Origin of the sequence: Cytobacillus sp. NJ13, assembly GCA_030348385.1 — a bacterium.
Lineage (GTDB): Bacteria > Bacillota > Bacilli > Bacillales > Cytobacillaceae > Cytobacillus.
This window is the reverse complement of the sequence record JAUCFP010000006.1, coordinates 4,412,603-4,435,417: the sequence shown is the minus strand read 5'-3', so window position 1 is coordinate 4,435,417 and position 22,815 is coordinate 4,412,603. Positions and strand designations below refer to the sequence as shown.

Here is a 22,815-nt window from a genome sequence, read left to right as displayed (position 1 = left end):
TCACCCTTCCAGCAATCGACTTATTTCCCGGGAAACAGATTCCCACAATTCTCGATGCTCGGTTAAATTTCTATCCCGATTTGTCGTAATTTCCATTACTTTTATGCCTGATCTGTCCATGTTCTGTTTGAAGACGGAAATAAAATGCTCCCAATCTGAGATTAAATCGTATTGGCCGCCAAACATCTTAATGGCATGGCTGAAATCCAGATCAAGAGGTGTTCCAAATAGTTTTTCAAAGTTCCTGGGGTGATTTGCCTGCGGAAGGAATGAGAAGATTCCTCCTCCATTATTATTAATCAGCAATATATTGATATCAATCCCATACTGTTTAGAGGCAATTAAGCCATTTAAGTCATGGAAAAAGGTTAAATCACCAAGCACTAGATAAAGCGGCTGTGATGCCACTCCAGCACCAAGAGCAGTTGAAACGGTGCCATCAATGCCATTTGCTCCCCTGTTGGCCATTACTCTAATGCCCTTTTGATTATAGTGGAAGAATGTATCCAGGTCCCGTATAGGCATACTATTTCCTACAAATAGGGTTGAGCCTTCCGGCAGCATTTCCGCCAGCTGGAAAAATAATTTCCCCTCGCTCAATTCGTTCACTGCATTAATATCAGCAAGCCTTGATCTGGTAAGATCATTGATTTTTTTCCATAGAGCAATGAATTCATCATTCTCTGGAGTGTTTAAATATGGGGAGACAGACTCGCAGAATAGCAGCTCATCGCAATGAATCATTTCGGTCGAGAGCAGTGCAGGATCCCGCCATCCGCCGCCTCCATCAACAATAATTTGGCGGGCAGTGCTATTTTCTTTCATAAAAATGGTCAATGGCTTCGATACAGGCATTGCACCGAAGCGTATAATGACATCCGGCTTGAGTTCCTTTTTCGCATCCTCATTTTTCAAAAAGCTATCATATGCATCAATAATGCAGCTTCCTTCGTGAAGCCCGCTTCTTAGCTGGGATAATGGATCGGCAATGATCGGATAGTTCAGCTTTTCCGCCAGCTTAATCACTGCTGCAGGGAAGTCGGCTTTTTCCAAAGGACCGCAGACAATAATCCCTTTTTGTGCAGTGTTTAATATCTGTGCCATTTCCTTGTACTGTTCTTTATGCAGCCCAAACTGGCCACCCTGAATATTTACATAACCTTCGGTGCGCTCACGAAGCTCAAATAAATCAGCACGATCGAGCTGCGGAACCAGCGGCTCACGGAAAGGAAAGTTAAGATGAACCGGGCCTGCTGGCGAGCTCTGGGCAGCAGAAGCTGCTCTTGCACATACTGTGCGGGCATAACGAAGCATTTCTGCTGTATTCTCAGGAGGAGCCATCTCAACAAACCACTTTACATTCTTACCATATAAATGGATCTGATCGATCGCCTGTGGAGCACCCACATCTCTTAGTTCATGAGGCCGGTCCGCAGTAAGTACAATTAGCGGCACTCTGGAATACTGGGCTTCCACAATGGCAGGATAGTAATTGGCTGCAGCCGTTCCAGATGTACACAGCAAAGCTGCTGGTTTTTGGGATGCCTTAGCAATCCCCAACGCAAAAAAGGCAGCCGAGCGCTCGTCCACATGGATATGTACACGAAGCTCCGGATGCTCTGCCATTACCATAGCCATTGGGGTAGAACGGGAGCCGGGACTGACCACGACATCCTCTACCCCGTTTTTTACTAATTCAGCCACAAATGCGGCTATATATGAAGTTAAAGCTTCCTGATGATTCACTTTTCATAACCCCCAAGAGCCGTAAGCATTGGCCGGAATTTAATCTTTGTTTCCTGATACTCGCTTTCGGCATTTGAATCCTGCACCACTCCGCAGCCTGCAAATAAGGATGCTTCATTTCCCTGGATAAGTCCAGATCTGATTGCAACAGCATATTCGCCATTTCCTCTGAAGTCCATCCATCCTAACGGAGCAGCATAAAAGCCCCGATCCAGTTCTTCTGCTTCTCTTATTTTTTCTACTGCTTGTTTTTTAGGCAGTCCCCCAAGAGCAGGAGTCGGATGCAGACGGTCAACTAAAGCAAGAAGGGAAGCATCTCCCTTGGTTTTTCCTATTACAGGAGTATACAAGTGCTGAATATCTCTCATCTTCATCAGCTGCGGCTCATCCGGCAGTTCAACTTCTGAGCAGGATTCCTCCATTGCTTCCTTAATCATATCAACCACATATTGATGTTCGGTTAAATTTTTCTGATCATGCAATAAAGCATCGCCAAGGATATGATCATCTTCTTCCGTTTTGCCTCTTGGAATGGAACCCGCCAGACAAGTTGTAAAAACATTTTCTCCATATTTCTTTATAAGCCGTTCAGGCGAGGCTCCAATAAAGCAGTCACCGTTCGATTCAAAAGCAAAGATAAAGCTTTCTCTCTGCATTTCCATCAGATTCCAGAGAACTCTTTCAATCTCAATGGGCTTATCATAAATGAGCCTGGATTCCCGGGCAAGCACAACCTTTTTTAATGATCCGGATTTAAGTTCATCCACAACCGCATCTACTGTCTCCATCCATTTTTCCGGATTGATATCTGCTTCCTCCTGAAGAGTGTTTGCTCTCTCAGGATGATAATCTTTGATTGAAGCCATTAGCATGCCTCGCTCGGCCACTATCTTTTCAAAAAGAGAATCACCATCATGCTGAGTGCAGACAACATTTGTTGTCAAATACGCCTGTCCATTCATTTCACTGTACATATAAGTCGGCACATGAAAAAGGGAATCGGAATACTTCGACCAAAGCTTAGTTTTCTTCTTTAGCGGATCGAAAGAAAAGCCGCCAAACATCACGGGCCCTGTAGCATTTTTATCATAAGGGTTAAAAATAATGCTGTTATTAATAAAACGCTTCCATTCCTTTTCAACACGATTAAATCTGCCTGTACTTTGATCTGACTGGATTTGCTTGCAAATCCCAAGCCCGATTATATAAGTTTCACCAGAAGGATCCTTCCAGAAAAAGCGTTCACCAAAAAAACGGCTCTTTCCTGCCGCATAATAAGAAAGGGGGTCTATATGATTTATTTTTTGAACCTCGCTCACTAAAACAGGCTTTGACAAGGCTTTGGCCCTCTCAATCGCCTCTTGGATCCCTTCTTTTAGTTCCGTATCTTGTATCGTAACCAAAAAAATCCCTCCAATAACAGCTTAGATTGCCGTTATCCTACTTTAAACTTATTCTAAGATACACCTGTGATTCAGGGAATGTCAATGATGTCAATCACGCCATTCCTTTTTATATCCTTATTATATTATAGCTTACTTTAGGCATCTATAATATGAATTGAACTCAATTCAGCAAATAGCGCTGTTATTTCCGAATTGTGCTGCTTCAAAGTTCCCTTAACCATGGAAAATACCGGTTTTATTTACGGCAATAATACGTTGACACTCTTGCCTTATTTACCTAAACTTAAGGTGTTTGGTATATAGCCGTATAGCGTTTTACTTTGACAATACCCTGGTAATCGGTTAAAATAAACAAGTTTGAATGATGCAATTATTAATATCATTACAGAATAGATCAAAAAGGGGAGAGTTATCATGCAACCACAAGCACAGACCAATTTTCCGCCTGCTTCCAACTCAAAGAACTGGAGGGTCTGGTGGCAGCTGACCAGGCCACATACTCTTACTGCTGCCTTTGTGCCGGTTCTGCTTGGAACAGCTCTTGCAATGGAACTTACTGAAATAAATTTCGGCCTGTTTTTTGCTATGCTGGCAGCAAGCTTGCTGATTCAGGCTGCCACTAATATGTTTAACGAATACTACGACTTCAAAAGAGGGCTTGATACGGAAGACTCTGTCGGAATTGGCGGAGCTATTGTCCGGGAAGGAATCAAACCAAAAACGGTTCTGAACCTGGCTTTTGGCCTTTATGGGATTTCAATATTGCTTGGATTCTATATTTGCATGAACACAAGCTGGTGGATTGCAGCAATTGGACTTGCCTCCATGGCAGTAGGATATTTATATACAGGCGGTCCGCTTCCGATAGCGTACACACCATTTGGTGAAATATTTGCAGGTTTTTTCATGGGCATGCTGATCATCCTAATTTCTTTTTACATTCAGGCAGGAACCGTAACAGCAACAAGTGTTTTAGTTTCCTTCCCTATTTTGATTCTTGTTGGCGCCATTCTGCTGGCCAATAATATCAGAGACCTGGACGGCGATAAGGAATTCGGCCGCAAGACATTGGCAATTCTTTTAGGGAAAAAAGGAGCCATCAAGCTGCTTGCCGCAATGTTCATCGTTTCGTATGCATGGGTTTTCATATTAATCGCCATGAACATCATAACACCATGGCTTGCTATCGTTGTTCTTAGTGCGCCTAAGGCCATTAAAGCAACGAAAGGCTTCATCGGAAAAACACTGCCTATGCAAATGATGCCCGCGATGAAAGCGACTGCCCAGACAAATACAATCTTTGGCTTTCTTTTATCAGTAGGCTTGTTTCTCGGATATCTTCTATAATTTAAAGGAACCTCTGCTTTTATAGTAGGGGTTTTTGTTTGGAAAAAAACAGCAGAAAGCACCATCTTGGTTTTATCCCATTTTTAACGGGTATTTTTTACTTAAGGAAGATGCTTGACCCTAAAATTATTTCTTCCGTTATGATTTTGCCAACAACGTCCATACTAAACCCATATGGACTAAGATTCTTAATACTCGTCAGAGCAAGAGCGGCAGAGCTCGGCTTTATTATGGGCTTGACTATGGCATCAGCAGGCCTTTTATAAAAATTATCAAAACCAAGGATGTGACATAATATGTTGACCAATGAACAAATCAGCCATTTTAAAAAAGAATTGAATGATGAAAAAAAATCACTGGAATCCCAGCTTCAAGGCAATAAAGAAGGAAGTCTGGAAGGTGCAAATGCCAGAGATACAGTGGGTGAGCTTTCCATGTATGACAACCATCCAGCTGATATGGGCTCTGAACTTTATGAACGTGAAAAGGATTTTGCTTTAGAAGAGCATCACGACTCTGAGTTGAATAAAGTGAATGCAGCACTGCAGGCAATTGAAAATGGTTCATATGGCAAATGCAAGGAGTGCGGGGCTGAAATTCCATATGAGCGACTCGAAGTGATTCCAGCAACCCTTTACTGCAAGGAACACAGCCCGGAACAAAATGTGCCGGGAGACCGCCCTGTCGAAGAAGATGTACTCGAACCTGCGCACGGGAATACCTTTCAGCATCATCAATTCAGAGAAGTCGTGGATAACGAAGACAGCTTCCAGGAAGTTGCCCGTTTTGGCACTTCTGAGACACCATCAGACTTAAGAGGGGACTATGAAGATTATAACTCCCTTTATAATGAAGGGCATGATGACGAAGGGTTTACAGAGGATTATGAGACATTTATCGGAAATGATCTTGAAGGCAAGGAAAGAAAAATCTATCCTTCCAAGAAACAGGAAGAGTATGAAGCGATGCTGGATGAAAATGATATCGAAGCACCTTATGGTGATGTTCCGTATCATCAGACTGACGGCTATGTGGATGAAGATAAGGATTAAAGTAAAAGCGATGCGGCTGCATCGCTTTTTTATGTCAAATGGCAAAATAAGATACCCTTATATATATTTATAGTTTGGATTCGATATCCTGGATGATCTCATCAATCGTATCAGAAACATCGTTTGTGCGGCGGGCAATGGAGATGCTGAATTCCAGCAGTTCTTTATAATTTTTCACCGGAATAGAATCATTTGTTTTCTCGAATTCATTTAGTTGCAGTCCAATATTCTGAAGATGCAGCAAAACTTCTTCCATTGATCCTCTCTCGATTTGGTACATTTAACAGCTACCCCCTTTATGTCTAATGATTTCATTATCAGGGTTTTTAAACCTTTTTTGAAGTGGCAATTATTGTTAATAATTTTACTTTGCAGAGTAAAACTGCTTCTCATAGGCAATATTATTTTAAGAATAACTTGCTGGGAGGTTCATTATGTCCGGACAAATAAAAGCAGCATGCTTTTCAGAATATGACAAACTTGAACAAGTAGTGGTCTGTGAACCTAAGTACATGACGATTGTAGATACAATTAATGAAACACAAAAGCATTATGAAAAAGAAGGAATTAATATAGACACAGCCATGAAACAGCACAAACATTTTGTCAGTGCATTAAAGGAGCAGGGAATCAATGTGGTTTTACTGCCCCCGCTTGAAAAATATCCTGAGCAAGTTTTTACCCGCGATATCGGATTTACACTTGGAGAAAAGGTATATGTTGCAGAAATGGCAGCAGATATTCGGCAAGGAGAAGAAAATGTACTGAAACAATGGCTGGAAGTAAACCAGGTCCCTTTTTACAATCTTACGGGAGACCTCATAGAGGGAGGAGACGTCCTGATAGATGGCCAAACCATATATGCTGGAGTGAGCAGCCGTACCCACGAAGAAGCGATCGAGCATCTTCGCGGCCTTATGCCCGATTATGATGTCGTCTCCATCCCTTTCACAGATACATATCTGCATCTTGATTGTGTATTCAATATTATTTCTCCTGAGGAAGCTCTTATCTTTCCAGGAGAGATCCACGGGGAAAAAGTTAAAATGCTGGAATCACGCTATGATTTAATAAAAGTGTCGGAAGAGGAGCAATTCACGCTCGGAACCAATGTCCTCTCTATCGGCAATAAAAAAATCTTCAGCCTTCCCATCAATAAGAATGTCAATAAAGAGCTCAGGTCCAGGGGCTATGAAGTCATTGAGGTAGACATTACTGAAATTATCAAATCAGGAGGTGCCTTCCGCTGCTGCACTATGCCTGTTAGGCGCAGTAAAGTGTAGATCTCCTGCCTCAATGAACCTTAGAAAGATTATAGACTCTCTTGGAAACCGCTGTTTGTGATTAACTGCTTTTCTCTCTTGCGCATCTACAGTTTGGGAGTTAATCCTCCTGATTAACTTCCATTTTCTCTTAAGCACCTTCATTTTGGACGCTATTCCCACTGATTAACTTCCATTTTCTCTTCAGTACCTTCATTTTGGACGCTATCCCCCTAATTAACTCCCATTTTCTCTTAAGGACTTTCCTTTTGGGCGTTATTCGCACTAATCAACCAAAAACAGCCTTTCTCACTGGAAAGGCTGTTCTCCTTTTACTTATTCATCATCTCAACGCCAGCGGGCTTGATTCTCCAGATTTCCCGGGCATATTCGCTGATTGTGCGGTCGCTTGAGAAATAGCCTGAGCTGGCAATGTTCATTAAGCTCATTTTCAGCCATTGTTCCCGATCCTCATATACTTTCCCAGCTTCTTTCTGGATATTGACATATGAAGCAAAATCCCTCAACACAAAGTATTGGTCATTTTCCATCAGCAGTGAATCAAAAATGGGCTCGAATTCATCATCGGCATCCAGGAAAAATCCATTCACGAGCTGGTCGGCAACCAGGCGGATTCGCTTATCATGATGATAATACTCTCTGGAATTATACCCGCCATTTTGGTAATAGCTGAGCACCTCATCTGCCGTTAGACCAAAGATGAAAATATTGTCATCTCCTGCTTTTTCTTTTATCTCAATATTGGCTCCATCAAGCGTACCCACTGTCAAAGCGCCATTCATCATGAATTTCATATTGCCTGTACCGGAAGCTTCCTTGCTTGCCGTTGAAATTTGCTCGCTGATATCTGCAGCCGGGAATATTTCCTCCGCTAGCGAAACCCGGTAATTCTCCAGGAAGATAACCTTTAGAACATCTTTTGTCTGCGGGTCATTGTTCACCTTTTCAGCCACGGTATTAATTAATTTAATGATTTTCTTGGCATAGTAATAGCCTGGCGAAGCTTTTGCTCCGAAAATAAATGTCCGCGGATGTATTCGGAAATTGGAATCTTCCTTCAGCCTATTATATAAATGCATAACATGAAGAATATTTAACAGCTGGCGCTTATAAGCATGCAGACGCTTAACCTGAATATCAAAAATTGAAGACGTATCAACAATTATGCCCTGCTGCTCCTGGATGCGCTTTGCCAATCTTTCCTTGTTCATTTGCTTAACCTTATGCAGCTGATCAAGGAAAATTCTATCATTCTTAAAATCTGCCAGTTCGTGAAGCTTTTCAGGTTCCCGAATCCAGCCAGCCCCAATGCTTTCATTAATAAGACCAGATAAAAGCGGATTGGCTTTCAGCAGCCATCTTCTGTGTGTGATCCCATTGGTTTTATTATTAAACTTCTCAGGAAAAATATCATAAAACTGATTCATTTCCCGCTTCTTTAATATTTCTGTATGAAGCGCGGCAACACCATTGACGCTTGAACTGCCGACAAGGGCAAGGTGTGCCATCTTAACCTGGTCATGTGCGATGATTGCCATATCCTCAATCCGCTTCCAGTCACCCGGGTATCTTTCCCAAAGCCCTCGGCAAAATCGTTCATTGATTTCATTCACTATCATGTAAATCCGCGGCAGTAAAGGCTGAAAAATACGGACTGGCCATTTCTCCAAAGCCTCTGAAAGAGTTGTATGATTCGTATAGGCAATCGTCCGGACCGTAATGTCCCAGGCTTCCTCCCAGTCCATTCCCTCTTCATCCAGCAGGATTCTCATAAGTTCAGGAATGGCAAGGACCGGATGTGTATCATTAATATGAATGCTCACATATTCATGGAAATCTCTTAAACTATTATGCTGCTTTCGATAGGAACGCACAATGGAACGGATACTGGCCGAAACAAGAAAGTATTGCTGCTTAAGCCTCAGAATCTTCCCCTCATCATGGGTATCATCAGGATATAGAAACTCCGAAACCGATTCGGTTTCCCTTTTATATTTTAAAATATCATGATTTACAGGATAAGGAGACGGTTCAGCATTCCAGAGCCTTAGAGTGTTAATCGTATCTGTTTTATAGCCAGCGACAGGCATATCGTAAGGAACAGCCGAAATTGTCTCAGCATTCACATGGCGGAACACAAGCCTGCCGTTGTCCTCTGCCGTTTCGACTTTGCCCCAAAAAGGAACTTCAATTGCCAGGTCTGCTTTTCTTACTTCCCAGACATGTCCGTTCCGCAGCCACTGCTCCGGAAGCTCCACCTGATAGCCATCTACGATTTTCTGCTCAAATAGGCCATGCTTATAGCGAATTCCACAGCCATGGCCTGGAAGATTTAAGGAAGCCAGTGAATCCATAAAGCAAGCTGCCAGACGTCCCAGCCCGCCGTTTCCAAGCCCTGCATCTGCCTCAATTTCTTCAAGGCGGTTCAAGTCAATTCCCAGGTCTGCCAGGCCTTCCTTGACAACCTCCTCTATTCCCAGGTTTATCAGATTATGATGAAGCAGGCGCCCCAATAAAAACTCGATGGATAAGTAATATACCTGCTTTTCACGGTCGATGCGGTACCGTTCATTTGTATTAATCCACTCTGTGCTCACATGTTCCCTGATCATATTTCCGAGCGTGAAGTATTGATCTCTTTCTGTGCTTTCACCAAAGCTTTTACCGCATGTCATCTCCAGTTTCTTCAGGAATTCCTCTTTGAACTCATCGCGATCAGAAAACATGGCTTTCACTCCTTGAAACAAGGCCTGCATATAGCTGATTGTATTTGAAAGCAGATTGTGCCCAGCTGTTATCCATTCCCATTGCATTTTTCATAATTTGCTCCCATATTTTGCTGTCACCGTAAAAGCTTATTGCTCTTCTAATAGTGTACAGCATGTCATGGGCATTAAAATGACTGAAGGAAAAACCGTTGCCTTCTCCTTTGTCTTCATTATAAGAATGAACAGTATCATTTAAACCGCCTGTTTCCCTGACGATGGGAATTGATCCATATCTCATTGCAATCATCTGCCCTAAACCGCATGGCTCAAATTGTGAAGGCATTAAGAATAAATCGGCCCCTGCATAGAACTCATGTGCTAGCCCTTCATCAAACCCAATATATGCTTTGCACTTATCGGGGTAGCCCGCTTCCATCTCCCTGAAAAATTGCTCAAACTCAGGATCACCAGTCCCCAAAACAAGGACTTGAATATCATCCTGCATAAGCTCATGGAACACACATTTAACAAGGTCCAGGCCCTTTTGTTTTGTCAGCCTCGTAACCATGGCTATTAGCGGTACCTCTTCCTTCACCGGCAGGCTGAATTTTTTCTGAAGATGCATCTTATTCTCTTTTTTAATCTGAAGCTTTTCAACGGCGTAGTTCTCTTTTATAAATGGATCCTTCTGAGGATTATAAAACTCATCATCAATCCCATTTAAGATTCCTTCCAGATCATAAGCTCTGCGCTTCAGCAAATCATGCAGTTTCTCTCCGTAATATTTCGTTTGAATTTCATCTTTATAGGTAGGGCTGACAGTTGTAATTTTATCAGCAGCGACAAGTCCGCCCTTCATAAAATTGATATTTCCGAAGAATTCAAGCTTATCTGGATGAAAGTGGCTATAGTCAAGCCCTAATAGATCCCCTAAAGCACTCCCCGGCATGATTCCCTGAAACTGAAGATTATGAATGGTGAAGACTGTCCGAATGAACTCATACCCCTTTTTCGCACGATACTCAACCCTCAGCAGAAAAGGAATTATCCCAGTATGCCAGTCATGGCTGTGAATGACATCCGGATAGTAATCAATATGCTGAAGAGCATCCAGCACGGCCCGGTTAAAATAGGCAAACCTCTCTCCATCATCATAATACCCATATAATTTTTCACGGTTGAAGTAGTATTCATTATCAACAAAATAGAATAGGATTCCCTGATGCTCAAGTTCTTCAATTCCGCAATACTGGTTTCTCCAGCCTACCTGAACTGTAAACTCGCACTTTTTAGACATTCTCTTTTTTAAATCATCTGATATGGAACCATACTTAGGAAGAATAACCCGTACGTCAGTCCCCTGCTTTGCAAGTTCTTTCGGGAGAGAACCAGCTACGTCAGCAAGACCTCCGGATTTAACGAATGGAACACATTCAGAAACAGCAAACAATACTTTCACGAGTTCATCAGCGCTCCTTGTACGGTACCTTTGCGAATAACCAGAGGCATTTCATGTCTTCCCTCAATCCTGGCACCGGATTCTACCTTAACATCTTTATCTAAAATAACGGAGTCTAAAACACAGTTTTCTCCTATTTGGGTTTTTTGCATAATTATGCAATTTTTCACGACTGAGCCCTTGCCAATTTTTACCCCTCGGGAGATAATGCTGTTCTCGACTGTCCCTTCAATCATGCATCCATTCGCAATCATCGAATTCTTTGCGCTCACACCTTTCATATAACGGGTTGGCGGTTCATCCTTTACTTTTGTGTAAATCGGCTGGCTGCGCAGAAAAATATTTTTCCATGCCTCCGGTTCCAATAGGCCTATGCTGGCAGCAAAGTAATTTTCAATGGAATCAATCATGACGGCCAAACCGGCATATTCATAATTGCATATCGTGTAGGAATGGTGGATGTCTGTAACGACATCACTCATGCATGTGTATCCAGTTTCGTTTCTATTTTCTATTAAGCTAATGAGCAGCGAAGTTTTTACAAGGTACATTTCAAGGGAGCGCCCATCCTGCCGAACAACTGTAATATCACACCCTGTCATAATATGTCTATCTAGAACAGGCCTGAAATCCATATTAAAAACGGTAAAACAGTTTGAGATCAATGCATACTCCTGTTTGCTGCGATAAAAATAATCCAAATTAGCAGCAAAGTGATTGAACGATCCAATTCCTTTACTTGGACTATCCAGCAAAGGAGATGGGAAAAAGAATAGCCCATCCCTTTTTCTGTTTAGGTCCCAGTCTTTCCCCGAACCAAGATGATCCATTAAAGAGCGATATTGATACTTCGGAAATATGGCAACACTTTCAATATCCGAGTTGACCATATTGGAGAGAACAAAATCGATTAGCCTATAGCGGCCTGCAAACGGAACAGCTGCGAGCGACCTGTGTAGTGTCAATTCCTCTAAATCTTCATGGTAGGTTGTTGCGTCTATCACACCAAGCATTCTCTTCTTCATGACATTCCCTCCCGTTTTATTGGCCAGGCGCCGTTTTGGCATCCAGGCTGTATATTAAGAACAAATTCCCTGTATCATTTCCTGTGTTATCAGAATAATTTCATCATCTTCTTCGGAAGCACTAATCACAACGCCATCAGGTATGTTCATTCCGCTTGGCACAATAGCCTTTTCAATATAGACATTTTCACCAATTACAGCATCAGGCATGATGACCGATTCACGGATCACAGTATTCTTCCCAACCAGAACCCCTTGAAATAGCACTGACTTTTCAACTTCCCCTTCAATTGTACAGCCTTCATTTATCAAAGACTCTGCAACCTCTGCTTGAGTTGAAATAAACTGTGGAGGATGATTCGGATTCACCGAATAGATCCGCCAATCATGATCAAAAAGATTCAGCTCGCATTCATCATCCAATAAATCCATATTTGCTTCCCACAGGCTCTTGACTGTACCGACATCCTTCCAATAGCCATTGAACGGGTAAGCGAACAGCTTTTTATTTTCATCAAGCATTAGTGGGATAATATCCTTCCCAAAGTCATGACTTGATTCCGGATTCCGGTCATCCATTTCCAGATATTCCTTTAAAACAGACCAATTAAAAATATATATTCCCATGGAGGCCAGATTATTTTTTGGATATGCTGGTTTTTCTTCAAATTCTGCGACCCGCATCTCCTCATCCGTGTTCATGATTCCGAACCTGCTTGCCTCCGGCCAAGGCACTTCAATTACAGAAATAGTGGCATCCGCGCCTTTTTCAATATGATAATTCAGCATCAGCTCATAATTCATTTTATAAATATGATCACCGGATAAAATCAGGACATATTCAGGATCATACTGCTTTAGATAATTGAGGTTCTGATAAATGGCACTCGCTGTTCCCGTATACCACTTGACTTCCGATGATTCGCTGTAAGGGGGCAGCACTGTTACACCGCCGTTTTTTCTATCAAGATCCCATGCACTGCCTATGCCAATATACGAATTCAGAACCAGCGGCTGGTATTGGGTAAGAACACCGACTGTATCAATTCCGGAATTGGTGCAATTGCTCAATGTAAAATCAATAATCCGGTATTTCCCTCCAAACGGAACTGCAGGTTTCGCCAGGCTTTTTGTCAGAGAACTAAGCCTGCTCCCTTTCCCTCCTGCTAATAACATTGCGACGCACTTTTTCTTTCCCATTTCCCTTCCTCTCCTTCCGATGTTTTACAGGGCGTAAAATTGAAATGCCAAATGGCGAAATAGACATTTCCAAGCTGAACGGCTTGCCATGAAACTCTTTTTCCTCAGTCTTAAGGACCCTCTTGTTGGTGCAATTCGATCCTCCAAAGCTATCACTGTCACTGTTGAGTATTTCCCGATAAGACCCCGCCTTTGGAACTCCAATACGATAATCAGGGTAGAAAGCAGGTGTGAAATTGCAGACAATCACAAGAAAATCATCCACTTTAGAGCCTTTCCTGATAAAAGAAAAGATGGATTGGTCTGCATTATGACAATCAATCCATTCAAAACCATCCTGAAGGTGATCAAGCTCAAAAAGAGCCTTTGAACGTTTATAAACCTTTATTAAATCTTTCACATAATCATTTGCTTTTTTATGCATGTCGTAATCAAGCAGATGCCAATCAAGCTGTTCTTTGTCTTTCCATTCGGAAAACTGCCCAAGTTCGCTCCCCATGAAAAGAAGCTTCTTGCCGGGGTGGGCAATCATGTAGCCAAGCAGGAGCCTGAATTGGGCAAATTTTTGCCAGTAATCTCCCGGCATTTTATCAAGCAGCGATTTTTTTCCATGGACAACTTCATCATGTGAAAAAGGCAGTATGAAGTTTTCTGTAAAAGCATATAAAAGCGAAAATGTCATCTTTCCATGAACACCAGATCGCCTCTCAGGAGCTGTTTCCATATATGTAAGAACGTCATTCATCCAGCCCATATTCCACTTGTAATGAAAACCCAGCCCTCCATAATGGACTGGTGCAGTCACTTGCGGCCAGTCTGTTGAATCCTCTGCCATCATGAGAAAGGAAGAGTCATATTGAGAAACAACTTTATTTAAGTTCTGCAGAAAACAGGTGCCGAATGGATTTTCTGTCTTCCCATCCCGGTTAGGCCAATAGATAATATTAGCGACCGCATCAACCCGGAAGCCATCAATATGATACTTTTCCATCCAAAAAACAGCGTTGGAAATAAGAAAGCTTTGAACTTCATTTTTGCTGAGGTCAAAATTGGCAGTGCCCCATACTCTGTTCTCTCTGTCGCCTTCTGTTTCATACTCATACAAATACGAACCATCAAACTGGTAAAGGCCATGGGCATCCTTGCAGAAATGCCCCGGCACCCAGTCCAGAATGACCCCAACACCATGCTGGTGGCACTGATCAACAAAATACATAAAATCATGCGGGCTGCCATAACGGCTTGTAACTGAGTAATAACCTGTTCCCTGATAGCCCCAGGAAGCGTCGAGCGGATGCTCAATTAGAGGAAGCAATTCTATATGCGTAAACCCATGTTCGACCACATAAGGAATTAGCTCATCTGCAAGCTCCCTGTATGTATAAAGACCTCCAGATTTTTTTTGCTTCCACGAGCCCAAATGGACTTCATAAATGACTGCAGGCTCCGTATAAATAGACTTCATTTCTTTTTTTTGGATCCATTTGCTGTCATTCCACTGATACCCGTCCAGCGAATATACTTTAGATGCTGTATTGGGCCTTACTTCTGAAAAAAAGCTATAAGGATCAGCCTTTAATAACACATCTCCTTTCTTTGTTTCAATTTCATACTTATACAAGGCACCTTCCATGTTTCCATCCAGCTGTATAAACCAGACACCTTCATTATTCACTCTATGTAAGGTATAGCCTTCTCCATTCCAATCATTAAAATCACCGACTAATCTGATAATTTCAGCATTCGGTGCCCACACACAAAAACGGGTAATCACTTCTCCGCCATTGGAAACTACATGTGCACCAAATAACTGGTGACTCTCATAATATGTCCCTTCATGGAACAAATGCAGCTGATAATCGGTTGGAAACAAAGTATCCACTACCATCCTTCTCCCCACCCAGTCTCGTTTCTTTTGACTTTCCTGTTATATTCGGTGAACGTGAGAAAAATCCTTGTAAAAGTTTTTTTAATTTTATGACAGCAATGTTTAAATCTCCCTAAAAACCGATAGCATTCTGCCCAATTTAACAGCGTTCGACATAATCTCCGGTAAACTTAGACAAAATAAAACAAAGTATGGAAGCAAAAAATGAAAGGAGAATAATATTTTGAGCAATAAAGAAGAGGAATTTTTATTGAATGAGGCATCAAAAAATGAAATAAGAATTCCGTTATTTGAAGCACCGGATGGAAAGATTATGGCCATTGGTGATATGTTCAGAGGCCCCTATACGGGAATATCTTCCGAAATCGATTTGAATAATCCAGGCAATAAATTAAGCAAGGAAGAAGAGAAGTTTGATTAAAAAACAGGGAAATAACTAACTGAGGGTAAGCTGGAACAGAACAGAAAAGACAACAAAAAAGCTGCCAACAAATTGTTGACAGCTTTTTTGTATGACCCCTACGGGATTCGAACCCGTGTTACCGCCGTGAAAGGGCGGTGTCTTAACCGCTTGACCAAGGGGCCAATATGGCGGAGAAGGAGGGATTTGAACCCTCGCGCCGGTTACCCGACCTACACCCTTAGCAGGGGCGCCTCTTCAGCCACTTGAGTACTTCCCCATATATGGCTCCGCAGGTAGGATTCGAACCTACGACCGTTCGGTTAACAGCCGAATGCTCTACCACTGAGCTACTGCGGAACAATAATATAAAATGGTGGGCCTAAATGGACTCGAACCATCGACCTCACGCTTATCAGGCGTGCGCTCTAACCAGCTGAGCTATAGGCCCATTTTGGAGCGGGTGAAGGGAATCGAACCCTCATCATCAGCTTGGAAGGCTGAGGTTTTACCACTAAACTACACCCGCATAAGAATCTAAAATGGTGGCTCAGGACGGAATCGAACCGCCGACACAAGGATTTTCAGTCCTTTGCTCTACCGACTGAGCTACTGAGCCACATATTATTTATTTTTAAAAAATGGCGGTCCGGACGGGACTCGAACCCGCGACCTCCTGCGTGACAGGCAGGCATTCTAACCAACTGAACTACCGGACCAAATTGCGGGGGCAGGATTTGAACCTGCGACCTTCGGGTTATGAGCCCGACGAGCTACCGGACTGCTCCACCCCGCGACAATAATATTATGGAGGAGGAAAGGGGATTCGAACCCCTGCGCGGTTTGACCCGCCTGTCGGTTTTCAAGACCGATCCCTTCAGCCGGACTTGGGTATTCCTCCGTATAAATGAAAGTGGTGGACCTTGTAGGACTCGAACCTACGACCGGACGGTTATGAGCCGTCTGCTCTAACCAGCTGAGCTAAAGGTCCAGCATCGATTAATTAAATGGTAGCGGCGGAGGGGATCGAACCCCCGACCTCACGGGTATGAACCGTACGCTCTAGCCAGCTGAGCTACACCGCCGAAATGTTAAAATATTCATGGTGGAGCCTAGCGGGATCGAACCGCTGACCTCCTGCGTGCAAAGCAGGCGCTCTCCCAGCTGAGCTAAGGCCCCAATAATAAATGGTCGGGAAGACAGGATTCGAACCTGCGACCCCTTGGTCCCAAACCAAGTGCTCTACCAAGCTGAGCTACTCCCCGTATATAATGGCGCGCCCGAGAGGAGTCGAACCCCTAACCTTTTGATCCGTAGTCAAACGCTCTATCCAATTGAGCTACGGGCGCATTATTAAATTCTACTGGTGCCGAGGACCGGAATCGAACCGGTACGGTAGTCACCTACCGCAGGATTTTAAGTCCTGTGCGTCTGCCAGTTCCGCCACCCCGGCAATAAATGGAGCGGAAGACGGGATTCGAACCCGCGACCCCCACCTTGGCAAGGTGATGTTCTACCACTGAACTACTTCCGCTTAATGAATGGTGCGGGTGAAGGGAGTCGAACCCCCACGCCTTGCGGCGCCAGATCCTAAGTCTGGTGCGTCTGCCAATTCCGCCACACCCGCAATATGAAATTAAAATGGTGAGCCATGAAGGACTCGAACCTTCGACCCTCTGATTAAAAGTCAGATGCTCTACCGACTGAGCTAATGGCTCATAATTTTATGAGACTTCCTAAATCCTGATAAGTGCAGTCAGATGTTCCAAAGCTAAACGCTTTGTCACAGATTGCTATTCGGGTGAAGTGATTCACTGGTGCTGCAATCTGCTCTACCGACTGAGCTAATGGCTCGTTGAAGTGGTGCCGGCGAGAGGACTTGAACCCCCAACCTACTGATTACAAGTCAGTTGCTCTACCAATTGAGCTACACCGGCAGCTTGTACATTTAATTTAATGGTGGAGGATGACGGGATCGAACCGCCGACCCTCTGCTTGTAAGGCAGATGCTCTCCCAGCTGAGCTAATCCTCCATTATTAACGCCCGGCAGCGTCCTACTCTCACAAGGGGACAGCCCCTAACTACCATCGGCGCTGAGAAGCTTAACTTCCGTGTTCGGTATGGGAACGGGTGTGACCTTCTCGCTATCGCCACCAGACTATTTTTCAAAGACAAGTTTTATTATACCGTCTTTTTAGGATTTTTCAAGAGGAAATTTCATATTTTTCATTCCCTCAAAACTAGATAATGCATGAAGAAGCATTTGCCGAGTATTCACCAATGACTTGGTTAAGTCCTCGATCGATTAGTATCAGTCAGCTCCACATGTCGCCACGCTTCCACCTCTGACCTATCAACCTGATCATCTTTCAGGGATCTTACTAGCTTGACGCTATGGGAAATCTCATCTCGAGGGGGGCTTCATGCTTAGATGCTTTCAGCACTTATCCCTTCCGCACATAGCTACCCAGCGATGCCTTTGGCAAGACAACTGGTACACCAGCGGTGCGTCCATCCCGGTCCTCTCGTACTAAGGACAGCTCCTCTCAAATTTCCTGCGCCCACGACGGATAGGGACCGAACTGTCTCACGACGTTCTGAACCCAGCTCGCGTACCGCTTTAATGGGCGAACAGCCCAACCCTTGGGACCGACTACAGCCCCAGGATGCGATGAGCCGACATCGAGGTGCCAAACCTCCCCGTCGATGTGGACTCTTGGGGGAGATAAGCCTGTTATCCCCGGGGTAGCTTTTATCCGTTGAGCGATGGCCCTTCCATGCGGAACCACCGGATCACTAAGCCCGACTTTCGTCCCTGCTCGACTTGTAGGTCTCGCAGTCAAGCTCCCTTGTGCCTTTACACTCTGCGAATGATTTCCAACCATTCTGAGGGAACCTTTGGGCGCCTCCGTTACTTTTTAGGAGGCGACCGCCCCAGTCAAACTGCCCACCTGACACTGTCTCCCGCCCCGATCAGGGGCGCGGGTTAGAATTTCAATACAGCCAGGGTAGTATCCCACCGACGCCTCCACCGAAGCTGGCGCTCCGGCTTCTCAGGCTCCTACCTATCCTGTACAAGCTGTACCAAAATTCAATATCAGGCTACAGTAAAGCTCCACGGGGTCTTTCCGTCCTGTCGCGGGTAACCTGCATCTTCACAGGTACTATAATTTCACCGAGTCTCTCGTTGAGACAGTGCCCAGATCGTTACGCCTTTCGTGCGGGTCGGAACTTACCCGACAAGGAATTTCGCTACCTTAGGACCGTTATAGTTACGGCCGCCGTTTACTGGGGCTTCGATTCAAAGCTTCGCTTGCGCTAACCTCTCCTCTTAACCTTCCAGCACCGGGCAGGCGTCAGCCCCTATACTTCGCCTTGCGGCTTCGCAGAGACCTGTGTTTTTGCTAAACAGTCGCCTGGGCCTATTCACTGCGGCTCATCAGGGCTATGCACCCTAATGAGCACCCCTTCTCCCGAAGTTACGGGGTCATTTTGCCGAGTTCCTTAACGAGAGTTCTCTCGCTCACCTTAGGATTCTCTCCTCGCCTACCTGTGTCGGTTTGCGGTACGGGCACCTTTTCCCTCGCTAGAGGCTTTTCTTGGCAGTGTGGAATCAGGAACTTCGGTACTAAATTTCCCTCGCCGTCACAGCTCAGCCTGTGTGGTAACGGGATTTGCCTCGTTACCGGCCTAACTGCTTGGACGCGCTAATCCAGCAGCGCGCTTACCCTATCCTCCTGCGTCCCCCCATTGCTCAAACGGTAAAGAGGTGGTACAGGAATATCAACCTGTTGTCCATCGCCTACGCTTTTCAGCCTCGGCTTAGGTCCCGACTAACCCTGAGCGGACGAGCCTTCCTCAGGAAACCTTAGGCATTCGGTGGATGGGATTCTCACCCATCTTTCGCTACTCATACCGGCATTCTCACTTCTAAGCGCTCCACCAGTCCTTGCGGTCTGGCTTCAACGCCCTTAGAACGCTCTCCTACCACTGACATCGAAAGATGTCAATCCACAGCTTCGGTGATACGTTTAGCCCCGGTACATTTTCGGCGCGGAGTCACTCGACCAGTGAGCTATTACGCACTCTTTAAATGGTGGCTGCTTCTAAGCCAACATCCTGGTTGTCTAAGCAACTCCACATCCTTTTCCACTTAACGTATACTTTGGGACCTTAGCTGGTGGTCTGGGCTGTTTCCCTCTTGACTACGGATCTTATCACTCGCAGTCTGACTCCCATGGATAAGTCTTTGGCATTCGGAGTTTGTCTGAATTCGGTAACCCGATGGGGGCCCCTAGTCCAAACAGTGCTCTACCTCCAAGACTCTTACTACATGAGGCTAGCCCTAAAGCTATTTCGGAGAGAACCAGCTATCTCCAAGTTCGATTGGAATTTCTCCGCTACCCACACCTCATCCCCGCACTTTTCAACGTGCGTGGGTTCGGGCCTCCATCCAGTGTTACCTGGACTTCACCCTGGACATGGGTAGATCACCTGGTTTCGGGTCTACGACCACATACTCATTCGCCCTATTCAGACTCGCTTTCGCTGCGGCTCCGTCTCTTCAACTTAACCTCGCATGTAATCGTAACTCGCCGGTTCATTCTACAAAAGGCACGCTATCACCCATTAACGGGCTCTAACTACTTGTAGGCACACGGTTTCAGGATCTCTTTCACTCCCCTTCCGGGGTGCTTTTCACCTTTCCCTCACGGTACTGGTTCACTATCGGTCACTAGGGAGTATTTAGCCTTGGGAGATGGTCCTCCCTGCTTCCGACGGGATTTCTCGTGTCCCGCCGTACTCAGGATCCACTCTGGAGGGAACGAAGTTTCAACTACAGGGCTTTTACCTTCTCTGGCCGGCCTTTCCAGACCTGTTCATTTACCTCGTTCCTTTGTAACTCCGTGTAGAGTGTCCTACAACCCCAGGAGGCAAGCCTCCTGGTTTGGGCTAATCCCGTTTCGCTCGCCGCTACTCAGGGAATCGCGTTTGCTTTCTCTTCCTCCGGGTACTTAGATGTTTCAGTTCCCCGGGTCTGCCTTCAATACCCTATGTATTCAGGTAAAGATCCTATCCCATTACGGATAGGGGGTTTCCCCATTCGGAAATCTCCGGATCAAAGCTTACTTACAGCTCCCCGAAGCATATCGGTGTTAGTACCGTCCTTCATCGGCTCCTAGTGCCAAGGCATTCACCGTGCGCCCTTTCTAACTTAACCTACTTCGGCCGCTGATCGACTGCGGATCTCTGCGTCAGCTCTCTCGCTCCGCTCCTCACGTACTGAAGTACGCTCCGGTGCTCACTCGGTCGCTTCCTTGATCTCCTTGCCGCTCATCGTCCTCATGGTTTGTGCTCTTACGTTGTTTTAAAACAATAATAAGAGAAAAAAAACTAAGATGGCGATTACTCGGTTATTGCTTCTTCATTAACATTATCTAGTTTTCAAAGAACGAATCTTTCAATGAGAGATTGAACTCTCAAAACTGAACGAACAAAACGCGTCACGTTTCATGTAAATATCCTTAGAAAGGAGGTGATCCAGCCGCACCTTCCGATACGGCTACCTTGTTACGACTTCACCCCAATCATCTGTCCCACCTTAGGCGGCTGGCTCCAAATGGTTACCCCACCGACTTCGGGTGTTACAAACTCTCGTGGTGTGACGGGCGGTGTGTACAAGGCCCGGGAACGTATTCACCGCGGCATGCTGATCCGCGATTACTAGCGATTCCGGCTTCATGCAGGCGAGTTGCAGCCTGCAATCCGAACTGAGAATGGTTTTATGGGATTCGCTTAACCTCGCGGTCTCGCAGCCCTTTGTACCATCCATTGTAGCACGTGTGTAGCCCAGGTCATAAGGGGCATGATGATTTGACGTCATCCCCACCTTCCTCCGGTTTGTCACCGGCAGTCACCTTAGAGTGCCCAACTGAATGCTGGCAACTAAGATCAAGGGTTGCGCTCGTTGCGGGACTTAACCCAACATCTCACGACACGAGCTGACGACAACCATGCACCACCTGTCATCCTGTCCCCCGAAGGGGAACGCCCTATCTCTAGGGTTGTCAGGAGATGTCAAGACCTGGTAAGGTTCTTCGCGTTGCTTCGAATTAAACCACATGCTCCACCGCTTGTGCGGGCCCCCGTCAATTCCTTTGAGTTTCAGCCTTGCGGCCGTACTCCCCAGGCGGAGTGCTTAATGCGTTTGCTGCAGCACTAAAGGGCGGAAACCCTCTAACACTTAGCACTCATCGTTTACGGCGTGGACTACCAGGGTATCTAATCCTGTTTGCTCCCCACGCTTTCGCGCCTCAGCGTCAGTTACAGACCAAAGAGTCGCCTTCGCCACTGGTGTTCCTCCACATCTCTACGCATTTCACCGCTACACGTGGAATTCCACTCTTCTCTTCTGCACTCAAGTTCCCCAGTTTCCAATGACCCTCCCCGGTTGAGCCGGGGGCTTTCACATCAGACTTAAGGAACCGCCTGCGCGCGCTTTACGCCCAATAATTCCGGACAACGCTTGCCACCTACGTATTACCGCGGCTGCTGGCACGTAGTTAGCCGTGGCTTTCTGGTTAGGTACCGTCAAGGTACCGGCAGTTACTCCGGTACTTGTTCTTCCCTAACAACAGAGTTTTACGATCCGAAAACCTTCATCACTCACGCGGCGTTGCTCCGTCAGACTTTCGTCCATTGCGGAAGATTCCCTACTGCTGCCTCCCGTAGGAGTCTGGGCCGTGTCTCAGTCCCAGTGTGGCCGATCACCCTCTCAGGTCGGCTACGCATCGTCGCCTTGGTGAGCCGTTACCTCACCAACTAGCTAATGCGCCGCGGGCCCATCTGTAAGTGATAGCCGAAACCATCTTTCAGCTTTCCCTCATGTGAGGGAAAGAATTATCCGGTATTAGCCCCGGTTTCCCGGAGTTATCCCAGTCTTACAGGCAGGTTGCCCACGTGTTACTCACCCGTCCGCCGCTGACTTCAGGGAGCAAGCTCCCATCTGTCCGCTCGACTTGCATGTATTAGGCACGCCGCCAGCGTTCGTCCTGAGCCAGGATCAAACTCTCCATATAAGAGTTGATTAAGCTCATAAATTGTCTTTTCAAAAAAGACTAAAGAATTAACGTTGACGTTTTTGTTCGTTCAGTTTTCAAAGATCAATTTCTCTTTGCTATATTTTACCTTATCGCTCAGAAGCGACTTTATCAATATAACATGTTATCCATTAGCACGTCAACAACTTTTTTAAAATCCTTTTTTCTGTTTAACATGCCTTGTTGAGGACAAGAATTAA

Annotated in this window: 13 protein-coding genes, 20 tRNA genes and 3 rRNA genes; 5 read left to right on the top strand and 31 right to left on the bottom strand. The window is 45.2% G+C overall.

The window, feature by feature from the left end:
• Both menD and QUF73_21875 read right to left on the bottom strand, forming a co-directional pair.
• Nucleotides 1-1,746: a 2-succinyl-5-enolpyruvyl-6-hydroxy-3-cyclohexene-1-carboxylic-acid synthase gene (gene menD, locus QUF73_21880; protein MDM5228754.1), complete on the bottom strand. Its 1,746-nt coding sequence runs from the start codon at nt 1,744-1,746 to the stop codon at nt 1-3.
• On the bottom strand, nt 1,743-3,149 hold the full coding sequence (locus tag QUF73_21875) for an isochorismate synthase (protein MDM5228753.1): 1,407 nt from the start codon (nt 3,147-3,149) through the stop codon (nt 1,743-1,745). The genes menD and QUF73_21875 overlap by 4 nt, the downstream gene beginning before the upstream one ends.
• Before the next feature lie 417 nt (nt 3,150-3,566).
• On the opposite strand from QUF73_21875, the gene QUF73_21870 reads away from it, so the two are divergent.
• From QUF73_21870 to QUF73_21860, 3 genes are read left to right on the top strand one after another with little or no spacing between them, the layout of a single operon-like run.
• Nucleotides 3,567-4,499 (top strand): 1,4-dihydroxy-2-naphthoate polyprenyltransferase, encoded by a 933-nt coding sequence (locus QUF73_21870; protein MDM5228752.1) that lies wholly within the window; start codon nt 3,567-3,569, stop codon nt 4,497-4,499.
• Between the two features lie 38 nt (nt 4,500-4,537).
• Nucleotides 4,538-4,765, top strand: coding sequence for a hypothetical protein (locus QUF73_21865; GenBank protein MDM5228751.1), 228 nt, complete (start codon nt 4,538-4,540; stop codon nt 4,763-4,765).
• A 30-nt stretch (nt 4,766-4,795) separates the two neighbouring features.
• Nucleotides 4,796-5,551 carry a TraR/DksA C4-type zinc finger protein gene (locus QUF73_21860; GenBank protein MDM5228750.1) on the top strand — a complete coding sequence of 252 codons (756 nt, stop codon included), beginning with the start codon at nt 4,796-4,798 and terminating at the stop codon, nt 5,549-5,551.
• 67 nt (nt 5,552-5,618) lie between these two features.
• Here the strand turns inward: QUF73_21860 and QUF73_21855 are convergent, their stop codons facing one another.
• Nucleotides 5,619-5,831: a hypothetical protein gene (locus QUF73_21855; GenBank protein MDM5228749.1), complete on the bottom strand. Its 213-nt coding sequence runs from the start codon at nt 5,829-5,831 to the stop codon at nt 5,619-5,621.
• Between the two features lie 154 nt (nt 5,832-5,985).
• On the opposite strand from QUF73_21855, the gene QUF73_21850 reads away from it, so the two are divergent.
• Entirely contained in the window at nt 5,986-6,834 is an 849-nt protein-coding gene (locus QUF73_21850) for a dimethylarginine dimethylaminohydrolase family protein (protein MDM5228748.1), read from the top strand.
• Nucleotides 6,835-7,145: 311 nt separating this feature from the next.
• On the opposite strand, the gene QUF73_21845 is transcribed toward QUF73_21850, so the two are convergent.
• Genes QUF73_21845 through glgB form a run of 5 tightly spaced genes read right to left on the bottom strand, consistent with a single transcriptional unit; the run spans nt 7,146 to nt 15,114 of the window.
• Nucleotides 7,146-9,560, bottom strand: coding sequence for a glycogen/starch/alpha-glucan phosphorylase (locus QUF73_21845; GenBank protein ID MDM5228747.1), 2,415 nt, complete (start codon nt 9,558-9,560; stop codon nt 7,146-7,148).
• Nucleotides 9,550-11,001, bottom strand: coding sequence for a glycogen synthase GlgA (gene glgA, locus QUF73_21840; GenBank protein MDM5228746.1), 1,452 nt, complete (start codon nt 10,999-11,001; stop codon nt 9,550-9,552). Before glgA ends, QUF73_21845 begins: the two co-directional genes overlap by 11 nt.
• A complete protein-coding gene (locus QUF73_21835; protein MDM5228745.1) occupies nt 10,998-12,026 on the bottom strand; it encodes a sugar phosphate nucleotidyltransferase in 1,029 nt (342 codons plus the stop codon). Before QUF73_21835 ends, glgA begins: the two co-directional genes overlap by 4 nt.
• Nucleotides 12,027-12,080: 54 nt before the next feature.
• Nucleotides 12,081-13,226 carry a glucose-1-phosphate adenylyltransferase gene (locus tag QUF73_21830; protein ID MDM5228744.1) on the bottom strand — a complete coding sequence of 382 codons (1,146 nt, stop codon included), beginning with the start codon at nt 13,224-13,226 and terminating at the stop codon, nt 12,081-12,083.
• Nucleotides 13,168-15,114 carry a 1,4-alpha-glucan branching enzyme gene (glgB, locus tag QUF73_21825; protein MDM5228743.1) on the bottom strand — a complete coding sequence of 649 codons (1,947 nt, stop codon included), beginning with the start codon at nt 15,112-15,114 and terminating at the stop codon, nt 13,168-13,170. Before glgB ends, QUF73_21830 begins: the two co-directional genes overlap by 59 nt.
• Before the next feature lie 223 nt (nt 15,115-15,337).
• Between glgB and QUF73_21820 the strand changes: the two genes are divergently transcribed.
• Nucleotides 15,338-15,535: a hypothetical protein gene (locus QUF73_21820; protein ID MDM5228742.1), complete on the top strand. Its 198-nt coding sequence runs from the start codon at nt 15,338-15,340 to the stop codon at nt 15,533-15,535.
• A gap of 92 nt (nt 15,536-15,627) precedes the next feature.
• Here QUF73_21820 and QUF73_21815 read toward each other — a convergent pair.
• The 23 genes from QUF73_21815 to QUF73_21705 all read right to left on the bottom strand — a co-directional run bounded on the left by QUF73_21815 (nt 15,628) and on the right by QUF73_21705 (nt 22,594).
• A tRNA-Glu gene (locus tag QUF73_21815) sits at nt 15,628-15,699 on the bottom strand.
• 4 nt (nt 15,700-15,703) lie between these two features.
• Nucleotides 15,704-15,794: transfer RNA gene (locus QUF73_21810), tRNA-Ser, on the bottom strand.
• A gap of 5 nt (nt 15,795-15,799) precedes the next feature.
• A tRNA-Asn gene (locus tag QUF73_21805) sits at nt 15,800-15,874 on the bottom strand.
• Between the two features lie 14 nt (nt 15,875-15,888).
• Nucleotides 15,889-15,965: transfer RNA gene (locus QUF73_21800), tRNA-Ile, on the bottom strand.
• A 4-nt stretch (nt 15,966-15,969) separates the two neighbouring features.
• Nucleotides 15,970-16,043 (bottom strand) — tRNA-Gly (locus QUF73_21795).
• 14 nt (nt 16,044-16,057) lie between these two features.
• Nucleotides 16,058-16,133, bottom strand: a tRNA-Phe gene (locus QUF73_21790).
• 23 nt (nt 16,134-16,156) lie between these two features.
• Nucleotides 16,157-16,233 (bottom strand) — tRNA-Asp (locus tag QUF73_21785).
• A gap of 3 nt (nt 16,234-16,236) precedes the next feature.
• Nucleotides 16,237-16,310: transfer RNA gene (locus QUF73_21780), tRNA-Met, on the bottom strand.
• A 12-nt stretch (nt 16,311-16,322) separates the two neighbouring features.
• Nucleotides 16,323-16,415, bottom strand: a tRNA-Ser gene (locus tag QUF73_21775).
• Between the two features lie 13 nt (nt 16,416-16,428).
• Nucleotides 16,429-16,505 (bottom strand) — tRNA-Ile (locus tag QUF73_21770).
• Nucleotides 16,506-16,522: 17 nt separating this feature from the next.
• Nucleotides 16,523-16,599, bottom strand: a tRNA-Met gene (locus QUF73_21765).
• 18 nt (nt 16,600-16,617) lie between these two features.
• A tRNA-Ala gene (locus tag QUF73_21760) sits at nt 16,618-16,693 on the bottom strand.
• 9 nt (nt 16,694-16,702) lie between these two features.
• Nucleotides 16,703-16,779 (bottom strand) — tRNA-Pro (locus tag QUF73_21755).
• Nucleotides 16,780-16,786: 7 nt separating this feature from the next.
• Nucleotides 16,787-16,863 (bottom strand) — tRNA-Arg (locus tag QUF73_21750).
• 15 nt (nt 16,864-16,878) lie between these two features.
• Nucleotides 16,879-16,967 (bottom strand) — tRNA-Leu (locus QUF73_21745).
• A gap of 6 nt (nt 16,968-16,973) precedes the next feature.
• A tRNA-Gly gene (locus QUF73_21740) sits at nt 16,974-17,048 on the bottom strand.
• Nucleotides 17,049-17,056: 8 nt separating this feature from the next.
• Nucleotides 17,057-17,141 (bottom strand) — tRNA-Leu (locus QUF73_21735).
• Between the two features lie 15 nt (nt 17,142-17,156).
• Nucleotides 17,157-17,232: transfer RNA gene (locus QUF73_21730), tRNA-Lys, on the bottom strand.
• A 143-nt stretch (nt 17,233-17,375) separates the two neighbouring features.
• Nucleotides 17,376-17,451 (bottom strand) — tRNA-Thr (locus tag QUF73_21725).
• Nucleotides 17,452-17,471: 20 nt separating this feature from the next.
• Nucleotides 17,472-17,547 (bottom strand) — tRNA-Val (locus tag QUF73_21720).
• Between the two features lie 9 nt (nt 17,548-17,556).
• Nucleotides 17,557-17,673 (bottom strand): 5S ribosomal RNA (rrf, locus tag QUF73_21715).
• A 127-nt stretch (nt 17,674-17,800) separates the two neighbouring features.
• A 23S ribosomal RNA gene (locus QUF73_21710) occupies nt 17,801-20,736 on the bottom strand.
• 308 nt (nt 20,737-21,044) lie between these two features.
• Nucleotides 21,045-22,594, bottom strand: a 16S ribosomal RNA gene (locus QUF73_21705).
• The 16S, 23S and 5S rRNA genes sit together here with 20 tRNA genes alongside, the layout of an rRNA operon.
• Between the last annotated feature and the right edge of the window lie 221 nt (nt 22,595-22,815).